Source organism: Cryomorphaceae bacterium (genome assembly GCA_007695365.1).
In the GTDB taxonomy this organism is placed as follows: domain Bacteria; phylum Bacteroidota; class Bacteroidia; order Flavobacteriales_D; family SKUL01; genus SKUL01.
Window position 1 is genome coordinate 21979 of record REDV01000096.1, and the last position, 24860, is coordinate 46838.

At 49.5% G+C, this 24860-nt stretch carries 19 protein-coding genes and 2 tRNA genes; 9 read left to right on the forward strand and 12 right to left on the reverse strand.

Features of this window, described 5'->3' with window-relative positions; translation table 11 throughout:
* The first annotated feature begins 15 nt into the window (after nucleotides 1-15).
* A complete protein-coding gene (locus EA392_10220; GenBank protein ID TVR38347.1) occupies nucleotides 16-954 on the forward strand; it encodes a hypothetical protein in 939 nt (312 codons plus the stop codon).
* On the opposite strand, the gene EA392_10225 is transcribed toward EA392_10220, so the two are convergent.
* From EA392_10225 to EA392_10235, 3 genes are all read right to left on the reverse strand, one after another.
* Nucleotides 935-1723, reverse strand: a complete 789-nt coding sequence (locus EA392_10225; GenBank protein TVR38348.1) for an FkbM family methyltransferase — start codon at nucleotides 1721-1723, stop codon at nucleotides 935-937. The genes EA392_10220 and EA392_10225 overlap by 20 nt on opposite strands.
* The gene (locus tag EA392_10230) at nucleotides 1695-5369 is read right to left on the reverse strand and encodes a sensor histidine kinase (protein TVR38349.1); all 3675 of its coding nucleotides are present in this window, start codon (nucleotides 5367-5369) and stop codon (nucleotides 1695-1697) included. Before EA392_10230 ends, EA392_10225 begins: the two co-directional genes overlap by 29 nt.
* Before the next feature lie 481 nt (nucleotides 5370-5850).
* Nucleotides 5851-5927 (reverse strand) — tRNA-Asn (locus EA392_10235).
* A gap of 142 nt (nucleotides 5928-6069) precedes the next feature.
* Here EA392_10235 and EA392_10240 point away from each other — a divergent pair.
* Entirely contained in the window at nucleotides 6070-6999 is a 930-nt protein-coding gene (locus EA392_10240; protein TVR38364.1) for a sugar kinase, read from the forward strand.
* 156 nt (nucleotides 7000-7155) lie between these two features.
* Here EA392_10240 and EA392_10245 read toward each other — a convergent pair whose 3' ends face one another.
* The 3 genes from EA392_10245 to EA392_10255 are packed head-to-tail and all read right to left on the reverse strand — an operon-like array spanning nucleotide 7156 to nucleotide 9350.
* Complete coding sequence (locus tag EA392_10245) at nucleotides 7156-7740, reverse strand: aminoacyl-tRNA hydrolase (GenBank protein ID TVR38350.1); 585 nt, start codon at nucleotides 7738-7740, stop codon at nucleotides 7156-7158.
* A gap of 17 nt (nucleotides 7741-7757) precedes the next feature.
* Entirely contained in the window at nucleotides 7758-8399 is a 642-nt protein-coding gene (locus EA392_10250) for a 50S ribosomal protein L25/general stress protein Ctc (GenBank protein TVR38351.1), read from the reverse strand.
* Between the two features lie 15 nt (nucleotides 8400-8414).
* Nucleotides 8415-9350: a ribose-phosphate pyrophosphokinase gene (locus tag EA392_10255; protein TVR38365.1), complete on the reverse strand. Its 936-nt coding sequence runs from the start codon at nucleotides 9348-9350 to the stop codon at nucleotides 8415-8417.
* A 126-nt stretch (nucleotides 9351-9476) separates the two neighbouring features.
* Here EA392_10255 and EA392_10260 point away from each other — a divergent pair.
* The 3 genes from EA392_10260 to EA392_10270 all read left to right on the forward strand — a co-directional run bounded on the left by EA392_10260 (nucleotide 9477) and on the right by EA392_10270 (nucleotide 11682).
* Nucleotides 9477-9559 (forward strand) — tRNA-Leu (locus EA392_10260).
* A gap of 48 nt (nucleotides 9560-9607) precedes the next feature.
* Complete coding sequence (locus tag EA392_10265) at nucleotides 9608-10057, forward strand: CMP deaminase (GenBank protein ID TVR38352.1); 450 nt, start codon at nucleotides 9608-9610, stop codon at nucleotides 10055-10057.
* Between the two features lie 8 nt (nucleotides 10058-10065).
* Nucleotides 10066-11682: a PDZ domain-containing protein gene (locus EA392_10270; protein ID TVR38353.1), complete on the forward strand. Its 1617-nt coding sequence runs from the start codon at nucleotides 10066-10068 to the stop codon at nucleotides 11680-11682.
* On the opposite strand, the gene glmS is transcribed toward EA392_10270, so the two are convergent.
* From glmS to EA392_10285, 3 genes are read right to left on the reverse strand one after another with little or no spacing between them, the layout of a single operon-like run.
* On the reverse strand, nucleotides 11669-13519 hold the full coding sequence (glmS, locus tag EA392_10275) for a glutamine--fructose-6-phosphate transaminase (isomerizing) (GenBank protein TVR38354.1): 1851 nt from the start codon (nucleotides 13517-13519) through the stop codon (nucleotides 11669-11671). The genes EA392_10270 and glmS overlap by 14 nt on opposite strands.
* A 7-nt stretch (nucleotides 13520-13526) precedes the next feature.
* On the reverse strand, nucleotides 13527-14885 hold the full coding sequence (locus EA392_10280; protein ID TVR38355.1) for a DUF4270 family protein: 1359 nt from the start codon (nucleotides 14883-14885) through the stop codon (nucleotides 13527-13529).
* A gap of 3 nt (nucleotides 14886-14888) precedes the next feature.
* The gene (locus EA392_10285) at nucleotides 14889-15716 is read right to left on the reverse strand and encodes a glycogen synthase (protein ID TVR38356.1); all 828 of its coding nucleotides are present in this window, start codon (nucleotides 15714-15716) and stop codon (nucleotides 14889-14891) included.
* A 107-nt stretch (nucleotides 15717-15823) separates the two neighbouring features.
* On the opposite strand from EA392_10285, the gene EA392_10290 reads away from it, so the two are divergent.
* The 4 genes from EA392_10290 to radA are packed head-to-tail and all read left to right on the forward strand — an operon-like array spanning nucleotide 15824 to nucleotide 19520.
* Nucleotides 15824-16663 carry a pantoate--beta-alanine ligase gene (locus EA392_10290; protein TVR38357.1) on the forward strand — a complete coding sequence of 280 codons (840 nt, stop codon included), beginning with the start codon at nucleotides 15824-15826 and terminating at the stop codon, nucleotides 16661-16663.
* Nucleotides 16660-17661, forward strand: a complete 1002-nt coding sequence (locus tag EA392_10295; GenBank protein ID TVR38358.1) for a UPF0104 family protein — start codon at nucleotides 16660-16662, stop codon at nucleotides 17659-17661. Before EA392_10290 ends, EA392_10295 begins: the two co-directional genes overlap by 4 nt.
* 1 nt (nucleotide 17662) lies before the next feature.
* On the forward strand, nucleotides 17663-18178 hold the full coding sequence (locus EA392_10300) for a D-glycero-beta-D-manno-heptose 1-phosphate adenylyltransferase (GenBank protein ID TVR38359.1): 516 nt from the start codon (nucleotides 17663-17665) through the stop codon (nucleotides 18176-18178).
* Nucleotides 18171-19520, forward strand: coding sequence for a DNA repair protein RadA (radA, locus tag EA392_10305; protein ID TVR38360.1), 1350 nt, complete (start codon nucleotides 18171-18173; stop codon nucleotides 19518-19520). The genes EA392_10300 and radA overlap by 8 nt, the downstream gene beginning before the upstream one ends.
* A gap of 83 nt (nucleotides 19521-19603) precedes the next feature.
* Here the strand turns inward: radA and EA392_10310 are convergent, their stop codons facing one another.
* From EA392_10310 to EA392_10320, 3 genes are read right to left on the reverse strand one after another with little or no spacing between them, the layout of a single operon-like run.
* Nucleotides 19604-20911 carry a T9SS C-terminal target domain-containing protein gene (locus EA392_10310; GenBank protein TVR38361.1) on the reverse strand — a complete coding sequence of 436 codons (1308 nt, stop codon included), beginning with the start codon at nucleotides 20909-20911 and terminating at the stop codon, nucleotides 19604-19606.
* A 3-nt stretch (nucleotides 20912-20914) separates the two neighbouring features.
* Entirely contained in the window at nucleotides 20915-22210 is a 1296-nt protein-coding gene (locus EA392_10315; protein ID TVR38362.1) for a T9SS C-terminal target domain-containing protein, read from the reverse strand.
* Between the two features lie 2 nt (nucleotides 22211-22212).
* Entirely contained in the window at nucleotides 22213-24852 is a 2640-nt protein-coding gene (locus tag EA392_10320; protein TVR38363.1) for a T9SS C-terminal target domain-containing protein, read from the reverse strand.
* Nucleotides 24853-24860 lie beyond the last annotated feature (8 nt).

The window sequence follows — 24860 nt, forward strand, 5'->3', positions numbered from 1 at the left end:
TTCAGAAGCTGCTTCATGAGCGACCAAAAATCAACGCCGTCTGCGCCAGGCAAACCTAAATCAGATAGCAAAAACCGGTGGATGTGGATTGTCATCGCGATTCTACTGGTATTAAGCGCCGTACTGGGCATTATGCTCATGAACAAGTCGCAAACGGCAGACCAGCAACTCACAGAAATCCTTCAACTGGAAAACACCACATTGACCCTTAAAAGCGATTTGCAGGAAATGCTTATTCAGTATGACACGGTGACGGTTGCAAATGAGCGGATGCAGGCAGAAATACAGGCACAACAGGATCAAATCAAAGACCTCCTCAAGCAGGTAGAGAAGCACAAGGACGACGCCTGGATTATTCACAAGCTGAAGAAGGAAGCCGGCACACTTCGCGAAATCATGAAGGGCTACCTGGTTACAATCGATTCACTCAACACACTCAATATTAACTTAAGGGCCGATAAAGACAGCCTTTCCAAAGAGCTGAGCAAAGTGAGTAAAACGCGCGATCAACTGGCCACCAAGGCTACCGACCTGGAGAAAATTGTGACCAAAGGCTCGGTATTACCCATTTCTGATGTGATGGCCGAAGCCATACGCGTGCGGGGCAGCGGCAAGCAATCGAGCACCAATAGAGCAAACCGCGCAGAAATGATAAAAGTGTGCGGACGGCTCGGAGAGAACAAAATTGCCAAACCGGGCAAAAAAGTGCTCTATATGCGAATTATCAGTCCGGATGCGCGGGTGCTTGACGATGGTTCCGGGGACCCGAAAACCTTCAAGTTTGACGGCGTTTCAGGTATGTACAGCGTAAAGCGCGAAATTGATTACCAAAACGAGCCACAGGATGTTTGTGTGTACTACACCGTAAACGAAGAACTGCCCACGGGTCAGTACATCGTTGAGTTATACGAGTCTGAGACCAAAATCGGAGTGGCTACTTTCGACCTGCGGTAAACGTAAAATTGTTGCAATAAGGGCCTTCTCCCCTCGTATCCTGGTGCTGTTCAACGGAAAACGCCGACAATGGCAGGCGCTCGTGCCCCCGGATAAAATGCCCCTCATAGCCACAATCTCTCAGCCATTGAAAGGTTTCTTCCATCTGCTGGCGGCCGATGTGCCGCTCTTCAATTTCCACCAGAATGGCCGGTTTGTGTTCAAGTAGAACCCCCGCACCTCCTTTAAATACGTTGAGCTCATTACCTTCCACATCTACTTTTAGAAAATCCGGAATGACCTTGTTGCGCTCACAATAGCCATCCAGGGTATCCATGGGCACAGTTTCGCGAAGGGCAATTTCACCACTTGCCACGCCTTCCACAATACTCGCCCCCGGCGATGACCCCTTGTTGACCTTATTCACTGGAATGTGCAAGGTGACTTTTCCTATGCGATCAGAAAGAGCGAGGTGTTCAAGTCTCAGGTTTTGCCAGCCCATCAATGGCTTTACACGGCTGATATAATCGTACAGCGCAGATTGAGGCTCAAAAGCGTGTACATATCCTGATGAACCCACGCAATCCATCATATGGTAAAGGTACCCTGCGCGGTGCGCACCTATATCAAATGCGCATTGACCCGGAAGCAACGTTTGGCGCAAAAAGGCAATGCCCCCGGGGTCCGTTTTGCGCTGATATTTGCGGGCTCTGAGCCTGAGTTTGAGTTTTTGGAAGGGCATAAAATGAGGTATGCAGCGCTCAAAGATGGGCATTTCCTGCGGCTTCATCGTTCAGCTCGCCCGGAAGTTCAATAAAGAATGAAGTTCCTCTGCCGCTCTCGGTTTCGAACCAGATCTTCCCGTTGATGTTGTGCACAATATTCTTAACCATGGCGAGCCCGAGACCCATCCCGGTTGATTTGGTGGTGAAATTGGGTTGGAAGATGCGACTGCGCATCTCTTCCGGGATGCCCTTTCCATGGTCGCGCACTGTAATGAGGTAACCCTTGGGAGCAGCCGTCACCGAGAGTTCTACCACGGCTTCGCGGTCGTCATCGTGCGCCTGAAGTCCGTTTTTAATGAGATTCTGAATGGCCCTCATTAACTGGTTGTAATCGGCGCGTACAATGGGCGTTCCTTGCGTGTAAGGCGTGAATTGCACCTTGCTGTCGGGCACATCGTCATAGAGCGTTACAGTATTCTCAATGAGCTGATTGAGGTTTACTTCCGATAGCTCTGCGCGAGGCATTTTGGCGAAATTCGAAAACTCATTGGCGATTTGCGTAAGGGCATCGATTTGTTCAATGAGGGTTTCGCTTGTTCGGCGCATGCGCTCCTCCAGGTTCTCGTCGCCGCTCTCCACCGCTTTTTGCAGCATTTGCAATTTGAGCTTCATGGGGGTGAGCGGATTCTTGATTTCGTGGGCAACTTGTCGGGCCATTTCTCGCCACGCACTTTCACGCTCGGAGCGGGCCAACTGTTCGGCGTTGATTTCCAATTCACTCACTTTTCGATTGTATTCCTGCACCAGCTCACCGATAACGTCGCTACCGCGGTAGTGAATCGGCTCATTGCGTTTACCGAGTTCAATACGACTGAGGGATTCCTGAAGCAATTGCAATGGGCGAGTAATCCAGTCGGTGATGAAAAATGCGGCGAAAACGCTGAGTGCAAGCAGTAACACAAAGAGGTTTACCAGCGTCACAAGCAACCTCGTAAGTTCCTCTTCCAGAATCTCCTGCTGCGCAAAGTAAGGTAGGTTTACATACACCAGGATTTCGTTGGCGTGGTTTCGGAACGGCACATAGGCTGATAGGTGGCGCAGATTACCAATTGTTTCAGGATGAATGTAGTCGCTTTTCTGGTTGATGGCAATTTTCACAAATGCCTCTGCATTCATGCGCGGAGCCACCAGCCCGGCATCAAAAATCCGTGGTTGTGAGGTGGCTATCAATACGCCATTCGGGTCATACACGTTGATATCAGTGAAGAACACGTAAGAAAGTCTCGCTACCTGAAGCCGCAATCGGTCTATAACGGTTTCAGTGAGGTAATCCTCGTTTTTGAGATTGTTTTCCAGCTCAATCAAAACCGACTGAATCTTCTCGCTCAAAATGCTGTAGTTCTTCTCCTGAAACTGGCTTTCAATGTAAAACCGCGTGGCAAAACCGAAGCTAAGTAGGGCCACCAGGATAATTCCCACGGCCAGCATCTGTATTTTTACGTTGAGGTGATTAAAAAGGCCGGCATTGAGCACCGAGGGATCCTGAATGTAGGTTACCACAAGCAGCAAAAGACCGAAAAGTCCAAACAAATAACTGAAAATGGTCACCTTGTCAAAAAAGCTCGGGATTTCCTTGCTTACCACAATGAGGGTTCGCTCGTCGGGGCGATGGATGAGGTGATTGAAGCCTTTGTAGTCTTCAAAATCAAATGGTTTCAGGTTGTCATCGTATAGACTTGTGTTGATTCGGTAATTATACTCTCCTGAGGCACCCACCAACTTACCATCCATGTAGCGCGCAAATGAATATCCACTCAGTTTGCGCAGCGGTCCCGGGTCGCTTTCAATCAACAAATCCGGAAAACCGATTTCACCCGGAAAAAGGGTGGACTCGAGCCCTATCACAATCCACGCCTGCAACGCCCCCTCCGAATCATAAAGCGGAATTTTGGCGAGATAGCTCAAATTGTCGGGGTAGCTGTATAGGTGATGGAGGTAGGCACTGCCCTCAACCGGCTCACCAAGCTCGTATATCAGATCTTCAAAGTACCTCAAATCGGGCGGCCGGGTTTCCGTAAGCACTCCCCAATAGGCACCGTCAGGCAAATAAACGTGAATACTAAAAATGTACTTATTCCAGTACCTGTCGGTAAACTGCTCTTCAATGACCGATGCCAGCGCCGCGTTGGTAAATCGTTGCGGCTGTTGAAACATGCGTTGTATGGCATGGCTTTCCTGGATGGTAGTTACGGCAGAGGCAAAGAGCAGTTCCGTAACAGGGTCTTCATCGGAGGCGAGCTTACCGGCAAGCACCCTGCGCTCGGAGCGCTCCTTGATGTCGGTGTATTTCAAAATCCACAGCGTGGTGAGCAGCGAGAAGAAAAAGAGCAAAATGATGGTGCCACGCGGACGCGTGATTATTACCCGGTCGGCCCTGAGCAAAGCAATCAGCAACAAAGCGGGCACGGGCCACAAAATCACCTTGAAGTCGAGAATACCGATCAGATGCGAAGCCGTGATATGTACCGCCAGGGCCGCCAACGCAGCCCACACAAGATTTTTTCGGACCGGCAGTATCGGACCCGTAAACTGCAGTAAAACAGATGAAAGCTGAAAGTAGGCAAAGAAGAAAAAACCTATAGACGATACAGCCAGCAGAGTGTACACGTCCAACGAAAAAACCTCATAGAGCGTAAAGGTGATGCGCGAGTTTTCTATTAAACCCATAATGAGTGGAGTAATAAAAAGCGCCAAGCCAAAAAGCATCAGAAAAATGAGTGTGAGCGGCAAAAAGCCCTTAATGCGCCGTTTGGAACCTCCGAGCGTTTTCTTTAGGTAGTGACCGATATAAAGCAGCAGTAAGCTATTGATGAACAGATCACCAAGCGATGGAAACAAAAAGGAGGAGGCGTATAACGATGGATTGAAAACCTGCAAACCCGAAAAAACATGCGGGTAACTCAGTGTAATGAGCCTGATCAGGAAAAGGGTTGCAGGAAACAGTAGCACAGCGAGTCGCACGGGCATTTTCCGACTGAAGAGGATTGGACATGTGCGTAGAAAGAGCCACAGTCCGGCAATTACCATCAGCAGGTTAAACCATCGAAGTTGCTCGGGCAAGGGTGCGTGCTGGTGGATGTGGAAAACCGTTTCGGTTCCCACCTGAACAGGTACAGAATTTACGCGCGGACTCAAACTTAAAAAGTAAACCGGGGGCAGGGCAAAATCGGGGGCGAATTCATCCTGCAGGTGATCGTTGTTATATGGGTAGGACGACTTGATCAGGAACAGCGCATAATATTCGCGTCCGTCCTTCACCACTTTCCGCAAACCATACCAGCCGTTGTCAAGTTGCAGGTATTGCTCATCCGGAATTCCCGGGCCAAAAAGGTAATCAAAAGCCACGCGGTTGTCCGACCAGAAAACCAATTCGTCATTTTCATATACTGCGAGCAAAATGCCCGTTTTGTCAAACAGACCCGCGTAATAATCCGAGTATTGAACAGCTGTTGGGTGTACACCCCATTCACTGAACCTGGCGCTTAGCAGCGAAATTTCGTTTCGCGTTTCGGAACTTTTTTGCTGAAGCACACCTGAAACATGCTGTGCAACTGCCTCCAAACTTCGCTCCTTGCCAAAGGGAAGCCCTACCCACCAACCTAAGCTCATGAGCAGCAGCCCTATTATTCCAACCACAAGTGAATCTCTCACGCGCTAATTTTCAAGTGCCGACTAAGGTAAAGAATTTAGGTGGTGGGGCGTGAAGAGGAAGAAAACTGCATAGCCCCCAAATATGAACCGACCGCTCGGTTCATATCCGATAAAGTGAATCATGCTTTTTGCGCTTTCTGTGATGCGCGCAAAAAGCTGATTTTCTAATCGGGGTTACCCCAACTAATTCAAGTAATTTGCTGCTTAACACTCCTCCTATTGAATAAGTTGGGGTAAACTTCTCGCCCACTCGGGGAACAAAACAAAAAGTCCCCGAAGAAATAAGCTTCAGGGACCTCATTGCTGGTGCTATTCGAGATCTTTTGCTCCCCCTCCTGGGCTTACCGGCACCGACGCCCTAACTCGTCACTCGAAGGGCCTCTGGGCCGGCATAGACTTCTCGCCCACTCGGGGAACAAAACAAAAAGTCCCCGAAGAAATAAGCTTCAGGGACCTCATTGCTGGTGCTATTCGAGATCTTTTGCTCCCCCTCCTGGGCTCGAACCAGGGACCCTCTGATTAACAGTCAGATGCTCTAACCAACTGAGCTAAGGAGGAATAAAATAGTGCTCCGTAGAGCGGGCACAAAAATAAATCTTTGAACGAAACTACACAACATACTTACCCGAAAAAAATAACTAATCGTGCTATGCGCTTTTCAACCAGCATGAACCGCTATCTTTGCAACAAACAACAGCCCATGAATCTCGTAAGTGTTGGCACTGTAGCCTTCGATTCCATTGAAACGCCATTCGGCAAACAAGAGCGCGTCATTGGCGGAGCCGCCACCTATATAAGCATCGCCGCATCCTATTACATTCAGCAATCAGGCTTGGTTTCTGTTATTGGTGACGATTTTCCGAAGGAGGTACTGCAAGAAATGGAGAAGCGCGGCATCAACCAGGAAGGCCTCCAGGTTAAACAAGGCGAGAAATCCTTCTTCTGGTCGGGCAAGTACCACTACGACATGAATGCGCGCGATACGCTCGACACCCAGCTCAACGTATTGGCCGATTTTAAGCCGGTGGTGCCTGAATCATACCAGGGCTGCGACTTCTTGATGCTTGGCAACCTCGACCCTGCGGTTCAGCTTTCGGTACTTGAGCAACTGCGCGAGCGTCCGCGGCTTGTGGTGCTCGACACCATGAATTTCTGGATGGACATTGCGCTCGATAAACTGAACGAAGTGCTGAAAAAAGTGGATGTGCTCACCATCAACGACGAAGAGGCGCGCCAACTATCCAATGAATATTCGCTGGTGAAGGCCGCCCGAAAGATTATGGAAATGGGGCCTCGCTACCTGATTATCAAAAAAGGAGAACACGGTGCGCTACTGTTTCATGAAGACCGCGCCTTTTTTGCCCCAGCACTCCCGCTCGAAGAGGTTGTGGATCCCACCGGAGCAGGCGATACCTTTGCCGGCGGTTTTATCGGCTACCTCGCCGGAGCGCGAAACATCTCTTTCGACAATATGAAGCGTGCCATCGTGGTGGGCTCGGCCATGGCGTCCTTTACCTGCGAAAAATTCGGCCCCGAGCGCTTGCTTGAACTGGACCGCGAAACCATTGACCGCCGCGTTCAGGAGTTTGTAGATCTCGTTGATTTCGACATCGAGCTGGTAGGCGCCTGACAAACCATACCATGCACCAAAACAGAACAGCCGGCTAACACGCAACCGGCTGCTCTATGCAAGCTGTGAGCTTTTAAAGGTTTACAATTGAATGTCCGTAAACGGACAGTCCAAAAATCGCGAATACGATTTGAAATTCCAAACGCGCAAGGGGTCCTATTTGTTGTTAAAGGCCGTCATGGTTTGCGCAAGCCCCAAAGTTCCAAATGCCAGGATTGCATTCGATGCCTGCTTACATCTCTCAGGCAGTGCGGCTTTTTCATCTTCACTCCACGCACTGAGCACATAATTTACCTGCTGACCACGGCCAAATTCGCTGCCAATTCCAAACCTGAGCCGTGCGTATTGCTGGGTGCCCAAAATCTGGTTGATGTTTTTGAGTCCGTTATGGCCCCCGTCGCTACCCTTCCCACGCAGGCGAATGGTTCCGAATGGCAGGGCAAGGTCGTCGGTCACCACAAGCAAACGATCGAGCGGAATTTTCTCTTGTTGCATCCAGTAGCTTACGGCCTTTCCGCTCAGGTTCATATAGGTGGATGGTTTGAGCAGGATGTAAATACGGCCCCGGTGCTTCAAGGTAGCTACATCACCGTATCGCCCCGCGCGGAAGGCTGTTTCGCCTGTTAAAAAAGAAGTGCCGGACTCCCTCACGAGGGTGTCCAGCACTTTGAATCCAATGTTGTGCCGGGTGTTTTCGTATTCCGGCCCAATATTACCTAAACCTGCTATCAGGAATTTCATGCAGCAGGGCAACCGTTTTATTCGGCAGCGGCCTCAGGTTTGGCTTCCGCGCCTTCGGCAGCAGCAGCTTCTCCTTCACCACCTTCCTCTTCGTCCTCATCACCGGTATCCACCGCACCACGTGCAGTTTTAATAGACACCACCACGGCTTCTGGATCGTGTAGCAGAGCAAGCTCACCTACGTTCAAATCTTTGACACGGATTTTCTGTCCGATACGAAGTTTGGTAATGTCCAGCTCAATGGCCTCGGGAAACTGAGGCGGAAAACCTTTTACGTTGAGTTTGCGGAAAAGCACAAACAAACGCCCCCCGTTCCGAACTCCGATAGCAGAGCCGGAAACGCGCAACGGCAGCTGAATCTTTACCTCTTTGTCGTTGAAAAGCTGGATAAAATCAACGTGGATAATTCTGTCGGTTACAGGGTGAAACTGCACCTCTTTAATCAGGGCGTCGAAAGACGTTCCGTCGATGTCGAGTGCAATTCGGTGTACGTTCGGAGTAATTACCAGCTTGCTCATTTGGTTGTAGTCCACGTGAAAGTGAACCTGCTTTTCGCCTCCGTACAGCACACAAGGTACCCTATCCTGGTTGCGAAGCGCCTTAGCATCTGTACTCCCTACGCCCTCTCTTGGAGAGCCGCTCAATGATACTTGCTTCATTTTATTTGATTTAGATTAAGAAATTACAAAGTGTGAACTAATGCTTTCGTACTGAACCACACCGCGAATCACCTCAGCAAACAGCGGTGCCGCGCTCAGTACTTTGATCTTGGGATGCGCATGTCTGAGCGGAATGGTATCGGTAACAATAAGCTCTGCGAGGTTAGACTGGTCCAGACGTTCGTATGCCGGACCCGATAACACGGGGTGCGTACACATAGCTCTCACGCTCAACGCGCCCTTATCCAGCATCATATCGGCAGCCTTGGTGAGGGTGCCGGCTGTATCAACGATGTCGTCAACCAACATCACGTGGCGGTCTTTAACGTCACCTATTACAGTCATGCTATCTACCTGATTGGCAACTTTTCGCTGCTTGTAACAAATAGCCATTTCCAGGTTAAAATGCTTGGCGTATGCGTTGGCCCTTTTGGTTCCACCGGTGTCGGGGGCCGCCATAATCAGGTTTTCGCGGTCTATGGATTCCAGGTACTTCACAAAAATAGACGAAGCAAATAGGTGGTCCACCGGAACTTCAAAAAACCCCTGAATCTGGTCAGCGTGGAGGTCCATCGTAACCACCCGGGTAACGCCCGCTGCAGTGAGCAAATTGGCAATCATTTTTGAACCGATGGCTACGCGAGGTTTGTCTTTTCGGTCCTGACGGGCATATCCAAAGTAAGGAATCACCGCTACAATTCTCCGGGCCGAAGCGCGTTTGGCAGCATCTATCAGCAGCAACAATTCCAACAGATTGTCGGCCGGAGGCATGGTGCTCTGAATGATGAACACATCCTTACCGCGAATGCTCTCCTCGTATGACGGCTGAAATTCGCCGTCGCTGAATTCAGAAACAATCACGTTTCCGAGCTGTACACCAAACTGCGCGGCTATTTGAGAAGCCAAATGTTGCGATGTGCGCCCTGAGAATATTTTTACTGAATCCAGCACGGGTCCTGTTAAGAGGGGTGCAAATGTAGGAAATTGGTTTTGCGAAACAAAGTAGCATTTCAATGTTTTCGTGTGGATGTTGTGGCATCCCGAACAAATGAATAAATTTGCAGCCCACTTCACTATGCCTGGGTGGCGGAATTGGTAGACGCGCACGACTCAAACTCGTGTTCTTCGGAGTGTGGGTTCGATTCCCACCCCAGGTACAAAGGCCTCCGATAAGGGGCCTTTTTTCGTTTCTTTGAAACACATACAAGATGGAAGAAGGCTTTGTAAAATACAGCGACTCCGCCAAACAGGAACGCTACGACCGCGCTTACCTGCGTATGGCGAAGCAGTGGGCTACGCTCTCGCATTGCCAGCGCAAACAAGTAGGCTCGCTCATTGTAAAAGAGGGGATGATTATTTCTGATGGCTACAACGGCACGCCCACCGGTTTCGAAAACGATTGCGAAGATGACAACGGCAATACCAAGTGGTACGTGCTGCACGCCGAAGCCAATGCCATCACCAAGGTTGCACGCTCAACCAACGACGCACGCAATGCAACACTATACCTTACGTTATCTCCCTGCAAGGAATGCAGCAAATTGATTCATCAGATTGGCATCAAGCGATTGGTTTTCATAGAGAGGTACAAAGACGATGCAGGTCTCAACTTTCTGCGTCAGGCCGGTGTTGAAGTAGTGCAAATACAAAACCCCTGAAAAGGAGGATGAAAAAAACCTGGATTTTACTCCCCTTACTACTGGCCATCGCGCTAAGCGCCGGAATATACATCGGTGCAGATATGTCGCGCTTTGGTGCCGAAGCGCCTGCATTCACCCGAATGGTGAACCACAGCAGCAACAAAATCACGCAGATTATCAACTTTATTGAGCGGCACTACGTGGATACAGTGGATAAAGCCGGACTGATTGATTTCAGTATCCAGGAAATGTTGCAGCACCTCGACCCACATTCGTACTACATTTCAGCGCGCGAGCTTCGTCAATACACTGAACCGCTGGAAGGTAACTTCGACGGAATTGGCGTAGAATTTACCATTCAAAACGACACGGTTTTTGTAGTTACGCCGTTGGAAGGTGGCCCCTCTGAAGCCCTGGGCATACGTTCGGGCGACCGCATCGTTACCGTGGACGGCGAAAACATTGCCGGCATCGGCGTTACCAACCGCGATGTGATGACCACCCTGCGCGGCGAAAGCGGCACCCGGGTTCACATTCAAATTAAACGCCGGGGAACTCCCGGTTTGCTGGACTTTACCATCACCCGCGGCAAGATTCCTATATACAGCGTGGCAGTGTCGTATATGCTGGATGATGCCACTGGCTACATTCGTGTTACGCGTTTTGCCAAAACCACGCATCAGGAATTTATGGAAGGAGTTGCGAAACTCAAAATGAGCGGAATGGAGCAACTTATCATCGACCTGCGCGGAAATGGTGGCGGCTACCTGAACACCGCCATCGCAATGTGCGAAGAACTGCTTCCGGCCAAAGAGCTGATTGTGTACACCGAAGGTCGTGCGCAGCCACGCAAAACCTATGAAACCCGCCGCAGCGGAAGTCTTACAAATTTGCCCATTGTGGTAATGATTGATCAAGGCTCGGCATCGGCCAGTGAAATTTTGGCGGGAGCAGTGCAGGACAATGATCGCGGTTTAATTGTAGGTCGCCGCTCGTTCGGAAAAGGACTGGTGCAGGAGCACTACGAGTTTCCGGATAGTTCAGCGATTCGCCTTACAGTGGCCCGCTACTACACCCCATCGGGCAGGAGCATTCAGCGTCCCTACGGAAACGGAATTGATTACGAAGCAGATATATACTCAAGATATGAAACCGGTGAACTATACGATTCAACCAAAATCAACTACCCCGATTCGCTGGTGTATCTTACGCGTGCAGGCCGAAGGGTATTTGGCGGCGGTGGTATTGTGCCTGATTTGTACGTGGCCATTGACACGGTGGGAGCATCGGATTATTTTACGGAGTTGAGTTATCGCGGAATCCTCAACGACTTTGCCTTTGAGTACGCTGATAGCCATCGCGACAGACTACTGGCTGCGGGTTCGGTGGAGGAGTTTGTGAAAAGCTTTGTGGTGAATCCGCGAATGCTGCAAGACCTCTATCACTTTGCCGATGGTCGTGGACTAAAAGCCGACCCCACGGATATTCACATTTCTGAATCGTACATTGCCCTTCGGCTCAAGGCCCTGATTGCCCGTAATATCTGGGGTAACGACGGGTATTATCCCATTATTGCAGAAGACGACCGCATGTTGCAGGTGGCGCGGGGAGCTTTCGAGAAAGGAAAAACTATTCTACCGTAACCGACTTGGCCAGGTTTCTGGGCTGATCAACGTTACAACCCCGCATCACAGCAACGTGGTACGAAAGCAGTTGCAAAGGAATCACCGAAATCAGACCCATCAATACCTCGTCCACTTCCGGAATTTCGATGGTGTGGTCGGCAAGGGCTTTCACTTGTTCATCTCCCTCGGTTACAATGGCAATCACTTTGCCTTTTCGCGCCTTTACTTCCTGCACGTTGCTCACAATTTTGTCGTACGACGCACCTTGAGTGGCAATCACTACCACGGGCATATTCTCGTCAATCAGCGCAATGGGGCCGTGTTTCATTTCGGCGGCGGGATAACCCTCGGCGTGGATGTACGAAATCTCCTTCAACTTGAGCGCGCCCTCCAGGGCCACCGGAAAGTTAATTCCACGACCTAGATAGAGGGCATTGGTGGCATTCTTGTAATAGTCGGCGATGTATTGAATCTGGTCATCCAGTTGAAGCACTTTCTCAATCTTCTCAGGGATGGCGTCCAGCTCAATCAGCAAACGCTGAAAACGTGAATGGGGAATGGTTCCTTTACCCTGCGCAACCGACAAAGCCATCAGCGTAAGCACAGTAACCTGTGCGGTAAAGGCTTTGGTAGAGGCCACACCAATCTCCGGCCCTGCGTGCGTATAGGAGCCCGCGTGAGTTGTGCGCGGAATGGTAGAGCCAATAACGTTGCAAATACCAATAATGGTAGCTCCGCGTTGTTTGGCCATTTCAATCGCGGCCAAAGTATCGGCGGTTTCTCCCGATTGCGAAATGGCAATCACCACATCATCTTCCGAAATAATCGGGTTTCGGTAGCGAAACTCAGAGGCGTATTCCACCTCAACCGGAATGCGCGCAAGGTCTTCGAACAGGTACTCCCCTACCAAGCCGGCGTGCCATGATGTACCGCAAGCCACAATGATGATGCGCTTGGCCTGAAAAAGCCTTTGCTCATACTCGCGTATTCCGCCGAGAGCCACTATTCCTTTGTTTACATTCAGTCTGCCACGCATACTGTCGCGCACGGAGCGGGGCTGCTCGTAGATTTCCTTCAGCATAAAATGCTCGTAACCGCCTTTTTCCAGGGCTTCGAGCTGCATTTCCAACTCCTGAATGTAGGGGGTTTTCTCCTGGTTTTTGATGTTCCGCAATTGCAGCCCTGTCTCGCGATCAACAATGGCAATTTCTTCATCTTCGAGGTACACTACATTTTTGGTGTGCTCAATAATCGGTGTAGCATCGGAGGCAATGAAATACTCTCCTTGCTGCTTACCAATACCTATTACCAGCGGGCTTCCTTTCTTGGCGGCGATGAGTTGATCGGGGTTCTCGCGCGACATGACTACAATGGCATAGGCTCCCACCACTTCATTGAGTGCTTTGCGCACGGCCTCAAACAAGGAAATGTCCTTCTCGTTTCGCTTAATGTCGTCCACGAGGTGAATCAATACCTCGGTGTCGGTGTCGCTCTGAAACACATGGCCTCGCTGGATGAGCCCCTTCTTGAGGGTGTCAAAATTTTCGATGATTCCATTGTGGATAATCACCATTTCATTGTTAGCCGTGGCATGCGGGTGCGCGTTCTCGTCGTTGGGCGGTCCATGGGTAGCCCAACGTGTATGACCAATTCCAATGTTTCCGATGAGCGGATTTTCATCCACCCGATGTTGCAGATTGCTGACCTTGCCTTTGCATTTTACCAGATGGATCTGCTCGCTGTCGTGAACGGCAATACCGGCGCTGTCGTAACCCCGGTACTCTAGACGTTGAAGGCCTTTCAGCAGAATCGGAGCTGCCTTCTGTTCACCAATATATCCTACAATTCCGCACATAAATCAGTTAATATTTGGTGTAGTGAATAACCAGCCGCATAGGCCTGTCGGGATGTTGAGGTCCGTTAAGAATCACACGATTGGCAGAACTTCCGGCGCGGTCCGGCACCAGCTCAATGGCAGTGTTCTCGCGCGACCCAAATGCCACCTGTGTAGCCCAACGGGTAATATTAACGCGGTATTGGCTGTTGATTACATCCAAAAATCCTCCAAAGTGTGAGTCACCTTCAAAAATGTCGGGAAGCAGAAAAGCCGTGTTCTCCTCTACGTTTCGCCCCACAGCAAACAGTCGGTTGGGTGGCGCAAAGGCGTGGTCGGCCTGAAAAGGAATAATCAACTCCGCATTATTGATGGCAAGGGTATCATTGCGAATGCTACCCAGGTGTGGGAAAAAGACACGCGTTTTAAGTCCGGCAGCTGCCCGCACAAATGTTTTTTGCCCACCTGAACTATGATCACCGTCCAATTGCGCCTGAATTTCGGGCATGGCCGTACTAAAATCGTGCACACTGCGGGTGTAGTACACGGCATTGGTGTTGATCAACAGATCGTACTCGCGGGTTTCATACTGCCCCTGATCGATGCCGTCGCGGTTGTAGAGGCGGTAGTACAGGGTTACTTTTGAAATCGGACTCAACAGGTTAAAGTAATGTACACCACCATTGCCCGGAGAAATGAACTGATCTGCTACAGTAACATAGAGCCCCTTGAAAAAAGCCGGAAAACCCTGTGTGCTCAAGTCATTGGTGCCAACCGCATTAAAAATACGTGTACCAATTTCAGGGTCAATTTTGATGCGCAGTTGGGGTGGCAGCGTATCCTGACCAACCACTACATTCACTCCCGGGCCGGGTCGCTGAATTTTGCTTTCGGGTTGAACGAGGTCATTTTCCTTTACCTGGAGTACGCGGTTGCTGTAGTACAAGGTATCGGCAAACAACTGTTCATCCAGTTCATACACCTTGTATTCCTGCGGGAAATTATTACCCCACTGTTCATTGGAATAAGACAGAGCAAGTACCACTGAATCAATCTGCACCGTTTCGGATGCTACGCCGGATGTGAAAACAGGTTGATTGGTAGCCAATCGCAGTTGCGTGTAGAACCCTGAAACAAGCCTCCCGAATTTCGGGTCGTGGTGATTGCCGAGCAACACTGCGTCAAGTCCGTCGGCGCGAATACTATCATCCGGAACCGTGTAGGTTTCTATGGTCAGGGTATCTACGCGGTGTATGCCCAACAGCAATTCCGGGGGCAGTACTCCTTTGCCAATTCCATCTTCCTTGTCGCATGCCACAACAGGGAGCAAAAATAAAGCGGCCAATAGCGGCCGCATTATTCGTTGCAGGTTTAATTTCACGGACATTTGCTATTCAACCAATACTCCGCTCTCTTCGAGCACCCGGTCGTAGAACTCGGAGCACGCAGCCACCAAAGCATCGCTTTCGGTGTGTGCAAGCACGGGTTTGCTGAGAGAATTCACGTAATCTTCCAGTTCGCCCTGAAGGCTTGAAGTTCCTTTCACCACGCCATCGCTGTGATCAATAGCAAATCGGGTGAGGTTTTCGTGTGTAGGTTCGTTAAGCAGTGACAGGTCTTCGGGGGCAAATCCCTCCTGACGCAATTTATCCACCATTCCCTTCTCGAGTGTTCCTTCAAAGCCACTTCCATAGGCAGAGAAAACCACTTTCGAATCGCTGAAATGCGGGTCTTCGTTGATGATTTTCTTGAGGTATGCAGGCATGATGGCAGTCATCCAGCCGTGGCAGTGGATGATATCGGGTGCCCAACCAAGTTTCTTCACAGTTTCAATAACGCCGCGCACAAAAAAGATGGAGCGCTCGTCGTTGTCGTTGAAAAACTTTCCTTTAGAATCGCAGTGTACGGCCTTGCGCTGAAAGAAGTCTTCGTTGTCAATAAAGTACACCTGCATGCGTGCTGAGGGAATGGAGGCTACTTTCAAAATCAGCGGGTGGTCGTTGTCGTTGATGATCAGGTTCATACCTGAAAGGCGGATAACTTCGTGCAGCTGGTGACGACGCTCATTGATGCAACCGTAGCGCGGCATAAAGACGCGGATTTCACGGCCTTTTTCCTGCATTCCCTGGGGAAGCATGCGCGATACTGTTGAGATTTCGTTGGCTTCCAGGTACGGAGTTATCTCCTGCGATACATAAAGAACTTTCGTTTTTGCCATAAGTGCTCGGGATTTAATAAGGCTACAAAATTACGACATTTTCGGTGGATATTCAAGGAATCACCTTAGCTTTGTTCGCTTCATTTGCGAGAAAGCCTCCTGTTTACGTGGATATTTTCAATCGGGTATCAGACATCCGCAGTGCACTTTTGCACGCCAAACAAGGCAACAAGACCGTTGCTCTGGTGCCTACGATGGGTGCCTTGCACGACGGTCACCGGTCGTTGATGCAGGCAGCCCTCACACGCGCAGACATTTTGGTAGCCAGTGTTTTTGTGAACCCCACGCAGTTCAACGAAGCCGACGATTTTAACAACTACCCCCGAAACCTTGAGGCTGATATGACGGTGCTGGCCGACGCCGGTTGCGACATAGCCTTTACGCCTACGGTAGAAGAGATATATCCTGAACCCGACCAAACCACCTACGATTTTGGCGAACTAGAAACCCGCTACGAGGGGGCGTTCCGACCGGGGCACTTCAAAGGTGTGGCCATGGTGGTGCGGCGCCTGTTCAACATCATTGAGCCTGATCTTGCTTTTTTTGGCGAAAAGGATTTCCAACAGGTGATGGTCATTCGCCAACTGGTGCGGCAATTCAATATTCCGGTTGAGATTGTAACCGTACCCACCCTTCGCGAACCCGATGGATTGGCCATGAGTTCGCGAAATGTGCGACTCAGCGATGCAGAGAGAAACCGTGCCAATGCCATTTATAAGGCTCTGCTTCGAGCCCAAGAACTGGCTCCTTCCGAATCGCCCGAACAAATCCGCCATCTGGCGATGGAGCTACTGGAACAAAACGGCATGCAGCCTGAGTATTTTGACATCGCCCATCCCGAAACGCTCCGACCCATTCGCGATTTTAATGGTGCACCGCACGCTGTAGCCCTGGTTGCCGCGCGCCTCGGTAATGTGCGCCTAATTGATAACCTGCAACTGTTTTGAGCAAAGCAACTTCATCGCACCGCTGGACCAACTGGATCAAATTTGCCGTACCCGCCGGAGTGGGAATTTTGTTGTGCGTGCTGATTTACCGGCAACTGGGCCCCGAAGAGAAAAAAGACCTCTTTAATGCGCTGCGCTACGCGCGCTATGAGTGGTTTGCGCTGGCTATTGCGTTGGGCGCGCTGAGCCACGCCAGCAGGGCGTATCGTTGGAAATACCTGCTGCAACCTTTGGGAAAAACACCTCAGTTTAAGCACAGTTTTTACGCAGTGATGGTGGGCTACCTGATGAACATGGTGCTGCCACGAGCGGGTGAGGCGAGCCGCGCACTTGCCTTGTCGCGCAGTGAGGGCATTGCCTTTGAGCGCACCTTCGGAACCATCTTTGCCGAGCGAGTAATAGATATGTTTGTGCTGCTGGGCATTACCGCATTAACCTTTTACCTTCAATTTGAACTGCTCGGCGAGCACCTGGACACCTTGCAGGGCGGCCTCAAAGCCAAACTCGGTTTGCTGTTTTGGGTGGGAGCCGCGTTCGGAATCTTCATGGTATGGTTGCTTTTTCGCTTCGGAAGGAGATCGCGGTTCGCTATTGTGCGCAAGCTCTACCTGCTGGCACTGGGATTTTATGCCGGACTCAAAACCATTTTCACCATGCGCAACAAAGGGTGGTTTATTTTTCACACCTTGCTAATATGGAGCCTGTACATCGCCATGTATTGGGTGTGCTTTTTCACGCTACCCGAAACATCCAACGTGTCGGTAAACGGCGTTTTTGCCGGATTTGTGCTCGGTAGTTTTGCCATAGTTCTCTTTCCCGGCGGTATTGGCGCCTACCCGGTGGCCGTGCAAAAGGCATTGATGCTCTACGGCGTTGCAGGGGCCTTTGGCTTTGCCCTTGGGTGGATTATGTGGTTTTCGCAGTCGCTGATGATTGTATCTTTGGGGCTGGTATCGCTCTACCTCACACCCAAAACACGCACAGCCAAAAGCAGATAGCATGCACAGGTCTATCGCAAAAAAAATACTCGATTTCGATTCGCTGCTTGAGCGCGTTGACCAATGGCGCACCCTTCACAAGCGTGTGGTGTTCACCAATGGTGTGTTTGATTTGCTTCACCCGGGTCACGCAGATTACCTTGCCCGTGCAGCTGAATGCGGCGACAAACTGGTGGTGGGCATCAACTCCGATGCCTCAGTGCAACGCCTTCAGAAAGGTCCTGAACGCCCCATCGTGCCCTGCGCGGCCCGCATGGCATTGGTGGCGGCGCTGGCCTCGGTTGATGCAGTGTGTGCTTTTGATGAAGACACCCCCATCCGCCTTATCGAGGCTTTGCGACCCGATATATTGGTAAAGGGCGGCGATTACGACCCGCATTGCACCGACCCATCATCGCCCCGCTTCCTGGTTGGCTCAGACGTGGTGCGAAACAACGGTGGCGACGTACTGACCATACCTTTATTGGACGGCTACTCCAGCACCGGTATCATCCGGAAAATCAAACAGCATGGCTAAGGTAAAAACAGCGTTTTTTTGTAGCTCGTGCGGATATGAGTCGCCTAAATGGTTGGGAAAATGTCCGGGTTGCGGATCGTGGAATACGATGGTTGAGGAACTGCTCCAACCCAAAAGTGCCCCGTTGGCCGGTATTGCAAAGGCGGCCCGAAAACCCGTTCAATTGGGTCGGGATACTGTGCAGGATGTGCCGCGCATTCAGTTGCCCGGCGTGGAGTTGAACCGCGTGCTGGGCGGTGGCCTGATGCCGGGAGCGGTTACGCTGATCGGCGGCGAGCCCGGAATCGGAAAATCAACCCTGATGCTCCAGGTGGCGCTCGACTCCCAGCGCAAGGTGTTGTATGTGTCGGGTGAGGAGAGCGAAATGCAGATTCAACAGCGCGCCAAACGCATTGGCATTCAAAACGAGCAGTGTTACATACTGGCCGAAACGCTGACCCAAAACATTCTGGAAGTCATTGAAGAAATGCAACCGGAGGTGGTGATTATTGACTCGGTACAGACGCTGCATTCACGGCTGATAGAGTCGTCGGCAGGCAGCGTGTCGCAAATACGCCAGTGTACCGCCGAGCTGATTGCCATTGCCAAGGAACTGGATTTACCGCTCTTTTTGGTGGGGCACATCACCAAAGACGGCAACATTGCCGGGCCGAAAGTGCTGGAGCACATGGTAGATACCGTGTTGCAGTTTGAGGGCGACCGTCATTTTGTGTACCGCATGTTGCGCTCGGTAAAGAACCGCTTTGGCTCCACGCACGAGCTGGGCATTTTTGAAATGACGCCCGGCGGTTTGCGCGAGGTGCACAATCCCTCAGAGATACTCATTGGCCAGCACGATGATGGATTGAGTGGTACTACCGTGGCGGCCACGGTTGAAGGAGCGCGCCCCCTGCTGATAGAGGTACAGGCCCTGGTAAGCACGGCTGCCTTTGGAACGCCGCAGCGCTCAGCCACCGGTTTTGACACACGACGCCTCAACATGTTGCTGGCCGTGCTCGAAAAGCGCTGTGGGTTTAAACTTGCCATGAAAGATGTGTTTGTAAACATTGCCGGCGGCCTTCGGGTGGAGGACCCTGCGCTCGACCTTGCCATTGTGGCCGCGGTACTGTCTTCCAACAGCAATATCGAGGTGCCGCGTAAAATTTGCTTGGCGGCCGAAGTAGGGCTCACCGGCGAGGTACGCACCGTAAGTCGGCTGGATCAGCGTATTGCCGAAGCGGGCAAACTGGGCTTTGAGCAGATTATCGTATCGCGCCACCACAAGGCTACGCTCGCCAAAACCGATATTCAGGTGGTAGAAGTAGGCCGGGTGGATGAGGTTTTTAGGTTGTTGTTTGGTTAATTTTTGACTGTTTTAGGCTGTATTGATTAACTCGGTTAAGATAGCAGTAAGCGCTGCCTCCTATATTCAGCCAGTTTTTACCCCTACTCCTGCACCACCACCTTTTTTACCACGGGCGTGTGGCCGGGGGTGTTAAGGTGCAGCAGGTACATGCCGGCAGGGCCAAAGCGGCGGGCATCCAATATGTGGGATTCATGTGCGTTTTGCAACACCTCGCTGTACACCTGTTGCCCGGCCAGGTTATAGACCTTCAGCTCACTGCCGGGCAGTAGGGCGCTGCCGCTGAGGGTGAGGTGCGCGGCGGTCGGGTTGGGGTGGATTTTAAAGTTACTTAAGTTAGAATGTTTCGCTGTGCTCACATTAACCTCCGAAGCATTGGTCATTTTGATAATTCTACCATTATTAGTAGGCATATAACATGTATCGGAATCTACACATGAAATGGAAAGAGCAAGCCCTCCTATGCCATCATTAAGAGAGTATTCGAAGGTATCCCAATTTTCACCCCCGTCAACCGTCCACCACATGTTATGAACGTCTATAGTTGTGTTCGCTAGCCCTAAAGCAAAACCCACCATTCTGCTAGGAAAGCATAGTCCTCGTACGAAAGTGCAACTATAGTATTGGCTGTCCCAGCTAACTCCAGCATCGCTCGTACTTAAAAAGTAAAAATTACTCCCACAGTTTGCTTCGAATTCGCGGATTACCGCGATACCAGTATCCCTATCAAAGAAATACATATCCCGTGGGTCACCTATACCCTCCAGAAAACCAACCTCCTCCCAATATTGCCCCATATTATTTGACCTATACAAAGGAGCCTCATTTCCATACCCTAATGAATATACGGTTGAGTCATTAACCACCTGTATTCGCGCTCGACCGTACACAGAACCTTCGTCTTCTACATTCATCCAAGTTTCGCCACCATTATAGGTGTAGAGGTAAGCAAAGCCAGGCCCATTCGCTGTACCTACAAAACCTGTATCTTGGTTGGCAAAGGCTACGGTTCTGAGTTGGAAAGCAGGAGAAATAACGTTTGTGTTCTGATAAATCCAATTTTCTCCAGCGTCTGAGGTTTTCATTATTGTCGCTCCCTCACCAACAGCATATCCCAAGCTATCGTTTACAAAGGTAATTTGGAAGAGGTTGTGAAGAACTTCCGTTTTAGACCAGCTTTCACCGTAATCGGTTGATTTAATAATTGACCCGGTGCCCCAACCATAGCCTCCAACTGCAACTATAGTGCTGTCATTCTGTATGTAAGCGTGTCTTAGAGGGTGTGAAACGTTGGTAAGGTCGCTTCCAATTACCTGAAAAACCTGCCCATGACCATCTATTTGTAAATAGATCAGGACGGATAACATCAATGTACGCCAAAACACCTTCATGAATTAGAGCTTTATGAATTTGGCAAAGTACCTGTTTTCTTCATGTTGTAAAGACAATATGTACGTGCCCGAAGGTAAACCCGAGGTGTCAATATGGTTTTGACTGCTGTGTCCCAACTGCTTTTGAAAAACCAGCCGACCGTCAATGGAGTATATATTCAACTGGCCTGTATCTGTATTCAGCAAGTCAAGGTCAATCATAAACTGGCCGTTGTTTGGGTTGGGATAGACTTTGAGCTGGGCTGACTCTCGCGGCTGCCGCGGCGCGCTTAATGCGCCCTCAGTGGCGTTGGTCATTTTGACAATGTTGCCACAATTGGTGGGCATGTAGCATGTATCAGCATCCACGCATGCTATGGCCATAGCTATACAGCCCGAGCTTGCATTTTCTCCAACGGGATATTCAAACTCATGCCAGCTCTCGCCCCCATCAAATGTGCGCCACATGAACCTGGTACCACTTGCAGAAATGGCACCAGTGGCATACCCTACATTTCTAGAAGGAAAAGAGAGATTACTGAAGTAGGAACAAGGGAAATATTGACTTGTCCAGGTAATTCCTGCATCCACCGTTTTAGCCAAATAGTGATTGTTCCCGCAGTTCATGTCGAATTGGCGCATTAACACCAGGCCTGTGTCCCTGTCGAAAAAATGCAAATCCCATGCGCCTCCTGAGTCCTCTGGCATTAGAATTGCACCCCAACTTTGCCCTAAGTTGTCTGATCTGTATATCTGTGGCCCAAAACCTGCAGAATATACCGTAGAATCGTCCACTACTTGAATTTTGCCACGACCATAAACAGCACCTGCTTCAGCATTCTGCCAGGTCTCTCCACCATCATAAGTGTACAGAAAAGCAAATCCGGGCCCGTTGGCGGGCCCTACAAACCCTACGTTCTCATCGGCAAAGGCCACGGCTCTGTTTTGGAAAGCAGGCGAAATGATGCTGGTGTTCTGGTAAACCCAACTCTCACCGCCATCAACGGTTTTCATCACCGTCGCTCCTTCACCAACGGCATACCCCACGCTGTCATTTACAAATGTGGATTGAAACAAGTTATGGAGTACGTCGGTTTTGACCCAGCTTTGGCCGTAATCAGTAGATTTAATAATACTTCCGGAACCCCATCCATGCCCTCCTAAAGCTATTATGGTACTGTCATTCAATACAACAGCATGTCGTAATCCGTGCGTGACTGTTGTTACTTCTTTATAAATTATCTCAAAATCTTGACAGTAACCGATCACAGGTATATATCCAGCCAAGCACAGAACAAGAATTCTTTTAATAAGCCACATGTTCAGAGCTTTATGAATTTGGCAAAGTACCTGTTTTCTTCATGTTGTAAAGACAATATGTACGTGCCCGAAGGTAAACCCGAGGTGTCAATATGGTTTTGACTGCTGTGTCCCAACTGCCTTTGAAAAACCAGCCGACCGTCAATGGAGTATATACTCAATTGGCCTGGTGCTGTATTCAGCAATTCAAGGTCAATCATAAACTGGCCGTTATTTGGGTTGGGATAGACTTTGAGCTGGGCTGAACCCTCAATCTCGCGAACGCGCACCACAGCTGCCAGTGGCAATAAACTAAACCGAGAAACAAATCCATCGCTTTTCTCTCCTTCATATTCATTGATTAAGTTCAACTGATTTTGAAAATAAGGATTCGCCGATGGGGTATAATTTGACAAGGGAAAGGGCTGAGACGCAGGACCTCCGAAACTAAAAGTTCGCCCTACAAGGAACAATTTTTCTGAGGATGTGGTGGCCAATCCATACCCGTAGTCGAATGAGGCTCCACCAAAAAAACTTCCCCAAACCAAGTTTCGTGAGGGATTCAGTGCAACGATGAATGCGTCAGCTAAACCCTGGTTAGTACTTTGAGAAAACAGCCCTGTTATGCCCCCGGTAGTATTGGTTAGCCATTGAACATTGGTGCTTAAAGTATAACCGGTTATGTAAATTTGATCAGCCCAATCGTATGCAACAGCTAAACAAGCGTCATTATTAGAGCCTCCCAGATATGAGCCGAAAAGGAATGTGCCGTTTTCAGAAAATTCCGCTATAAATCCATCACCATGATGATCAGTGCTTCCGATAGGGGTTTGGCCGTCATCACCTCCGTATGAAGAATTATTTGGCAACGCGTTGAGTAGTGGTAATCCAGAGACGCTTGTAGTAGCACCGACAATACAAACTTTTGAACCATCATTGTTTACAGCTATACCCTCACCCTGGTCTAAATTGTTCCCGCAATACCATGAGGACCAAGCCAAATTATCATCACTTCCGAACTTTGCGATAAAACCATCGCTAAAAACTGACTGTGCATTGGAAATGAAATTGGGGTTCACTCCTATCGTTGGCTCAGTATGCTCAGGGTTTTCGGGTTCAAAACGTGTTGCACCTGTGATGTATTTGTTATTGTTTTGATCAATAGCAATGTCTGTAAGCCTGCAATAAGCTCTATGTCCAAAAGTTGTGGACCAGAGGGGAGTGCCGCTACTGGATAGTTTCAGGATACTACCGGCTTTATTGGTGTAACTATCTGTGCCTGTTTGTGGGTAAATCTGAATATTCAAGCCATTTATTTGACCTATCCAATACCCCACGCAGTATATGTTGTTTTCGTTGTCTACAGCTACTGATGTAAATGTATTGAAGCTAAAAGGTCCGAAAGGCGTTGCCCATTCTCTTATTGAGCCTGTTGAATTGAGCTTTCCTACAAACCCACTACTCCCCACATACGGCTGTAATTCATTTTCAACCGGGAAATCTGAGGAGCTGGTGAAGCCGCACATAATGATTTCATCGTCAGAAGTAATGGCAAGACCATTAATTCGGTCAACGCCTGTACCACCGTAAAAAGTAGCCCATTCGTTGTTCAAAGTTTCATGATCAAACTTGACTATGCACGCGTCCAAGTTTAGCTCATACTCGAATTGCACAACCCCAGGGGTAACTGGAAAATTATCACTTTGGGTCTCTCCACCAATGAATGCATTGCCCATGCCGTCAGTGGCAACAACATTAAATTGCTCCGAGTCTGAACCACCATAAAAGGTGCTCCATTCTAGATTTCCGTTGCTGGAGCTTGAAGTTGAGTAAGTATTGCTTTTTGAAAGGCTGAGAATTAGTGGCTTTGATACGTCATACGAACTTAAACCAAGGACTACATAATTTCCAGACATTGAAAACTCTGGTTTCCAAGAAAGCTGATTGTGCGTACCGTTAGTTGATACCTCTCTGGCAAAATTAGCTTCGTATCCAAATTTTCCAGTTTGTGTATGTACGATTATCGAGTGTGGTGTAACTATTTCAACTGAATCCGCACCTTCGTAATACCATGCTATATCATCTGGTTTGAACTGGGGCTTGCAAACAAGTGAAATGCCCATCCCTGGTTCTTCATTAGTGATGTGCATATCAATATCACGCCAGAGTCCAAATACGACAACTTGTTCATAAGAGTGAATTCTTTTCTCGTCGAAATGAGAAAGGAAATAGCTTTCGTAGTATCGCTTCTGATTAAATGGTACAATTTTCCTCGACTGACTCGGGTTCTTCGGTTTCATGTCAACTCGAACAAGGGTGTCTGTTGCATTGATAGACATTGTTGTGTCTGAGGTGCCATCGAGCAAAAATTGATATACGCTCTCATCAGAATTTCTAAAGACGTAAGAAATCCGGTCTGATAACACATAATTTTTTGGGTAGTCACAGTCATTAATAAACAGTACATCAGAAGCCTCGCTAAAATCAGTAGTTATAAGTTGGCCATTATTTGGTTTTATGTGCTTACTGGAAAGGGATGTTAACGTGGAATAGGGGTTTACAACATTCATTTCCACATACTTCACCGTATAGTACGTCGTAGTCGAGTCATTGATTTCACACTGCCCGGATACCACAATATCTCCGTCATTATCTAGCGCCATATTCGTGG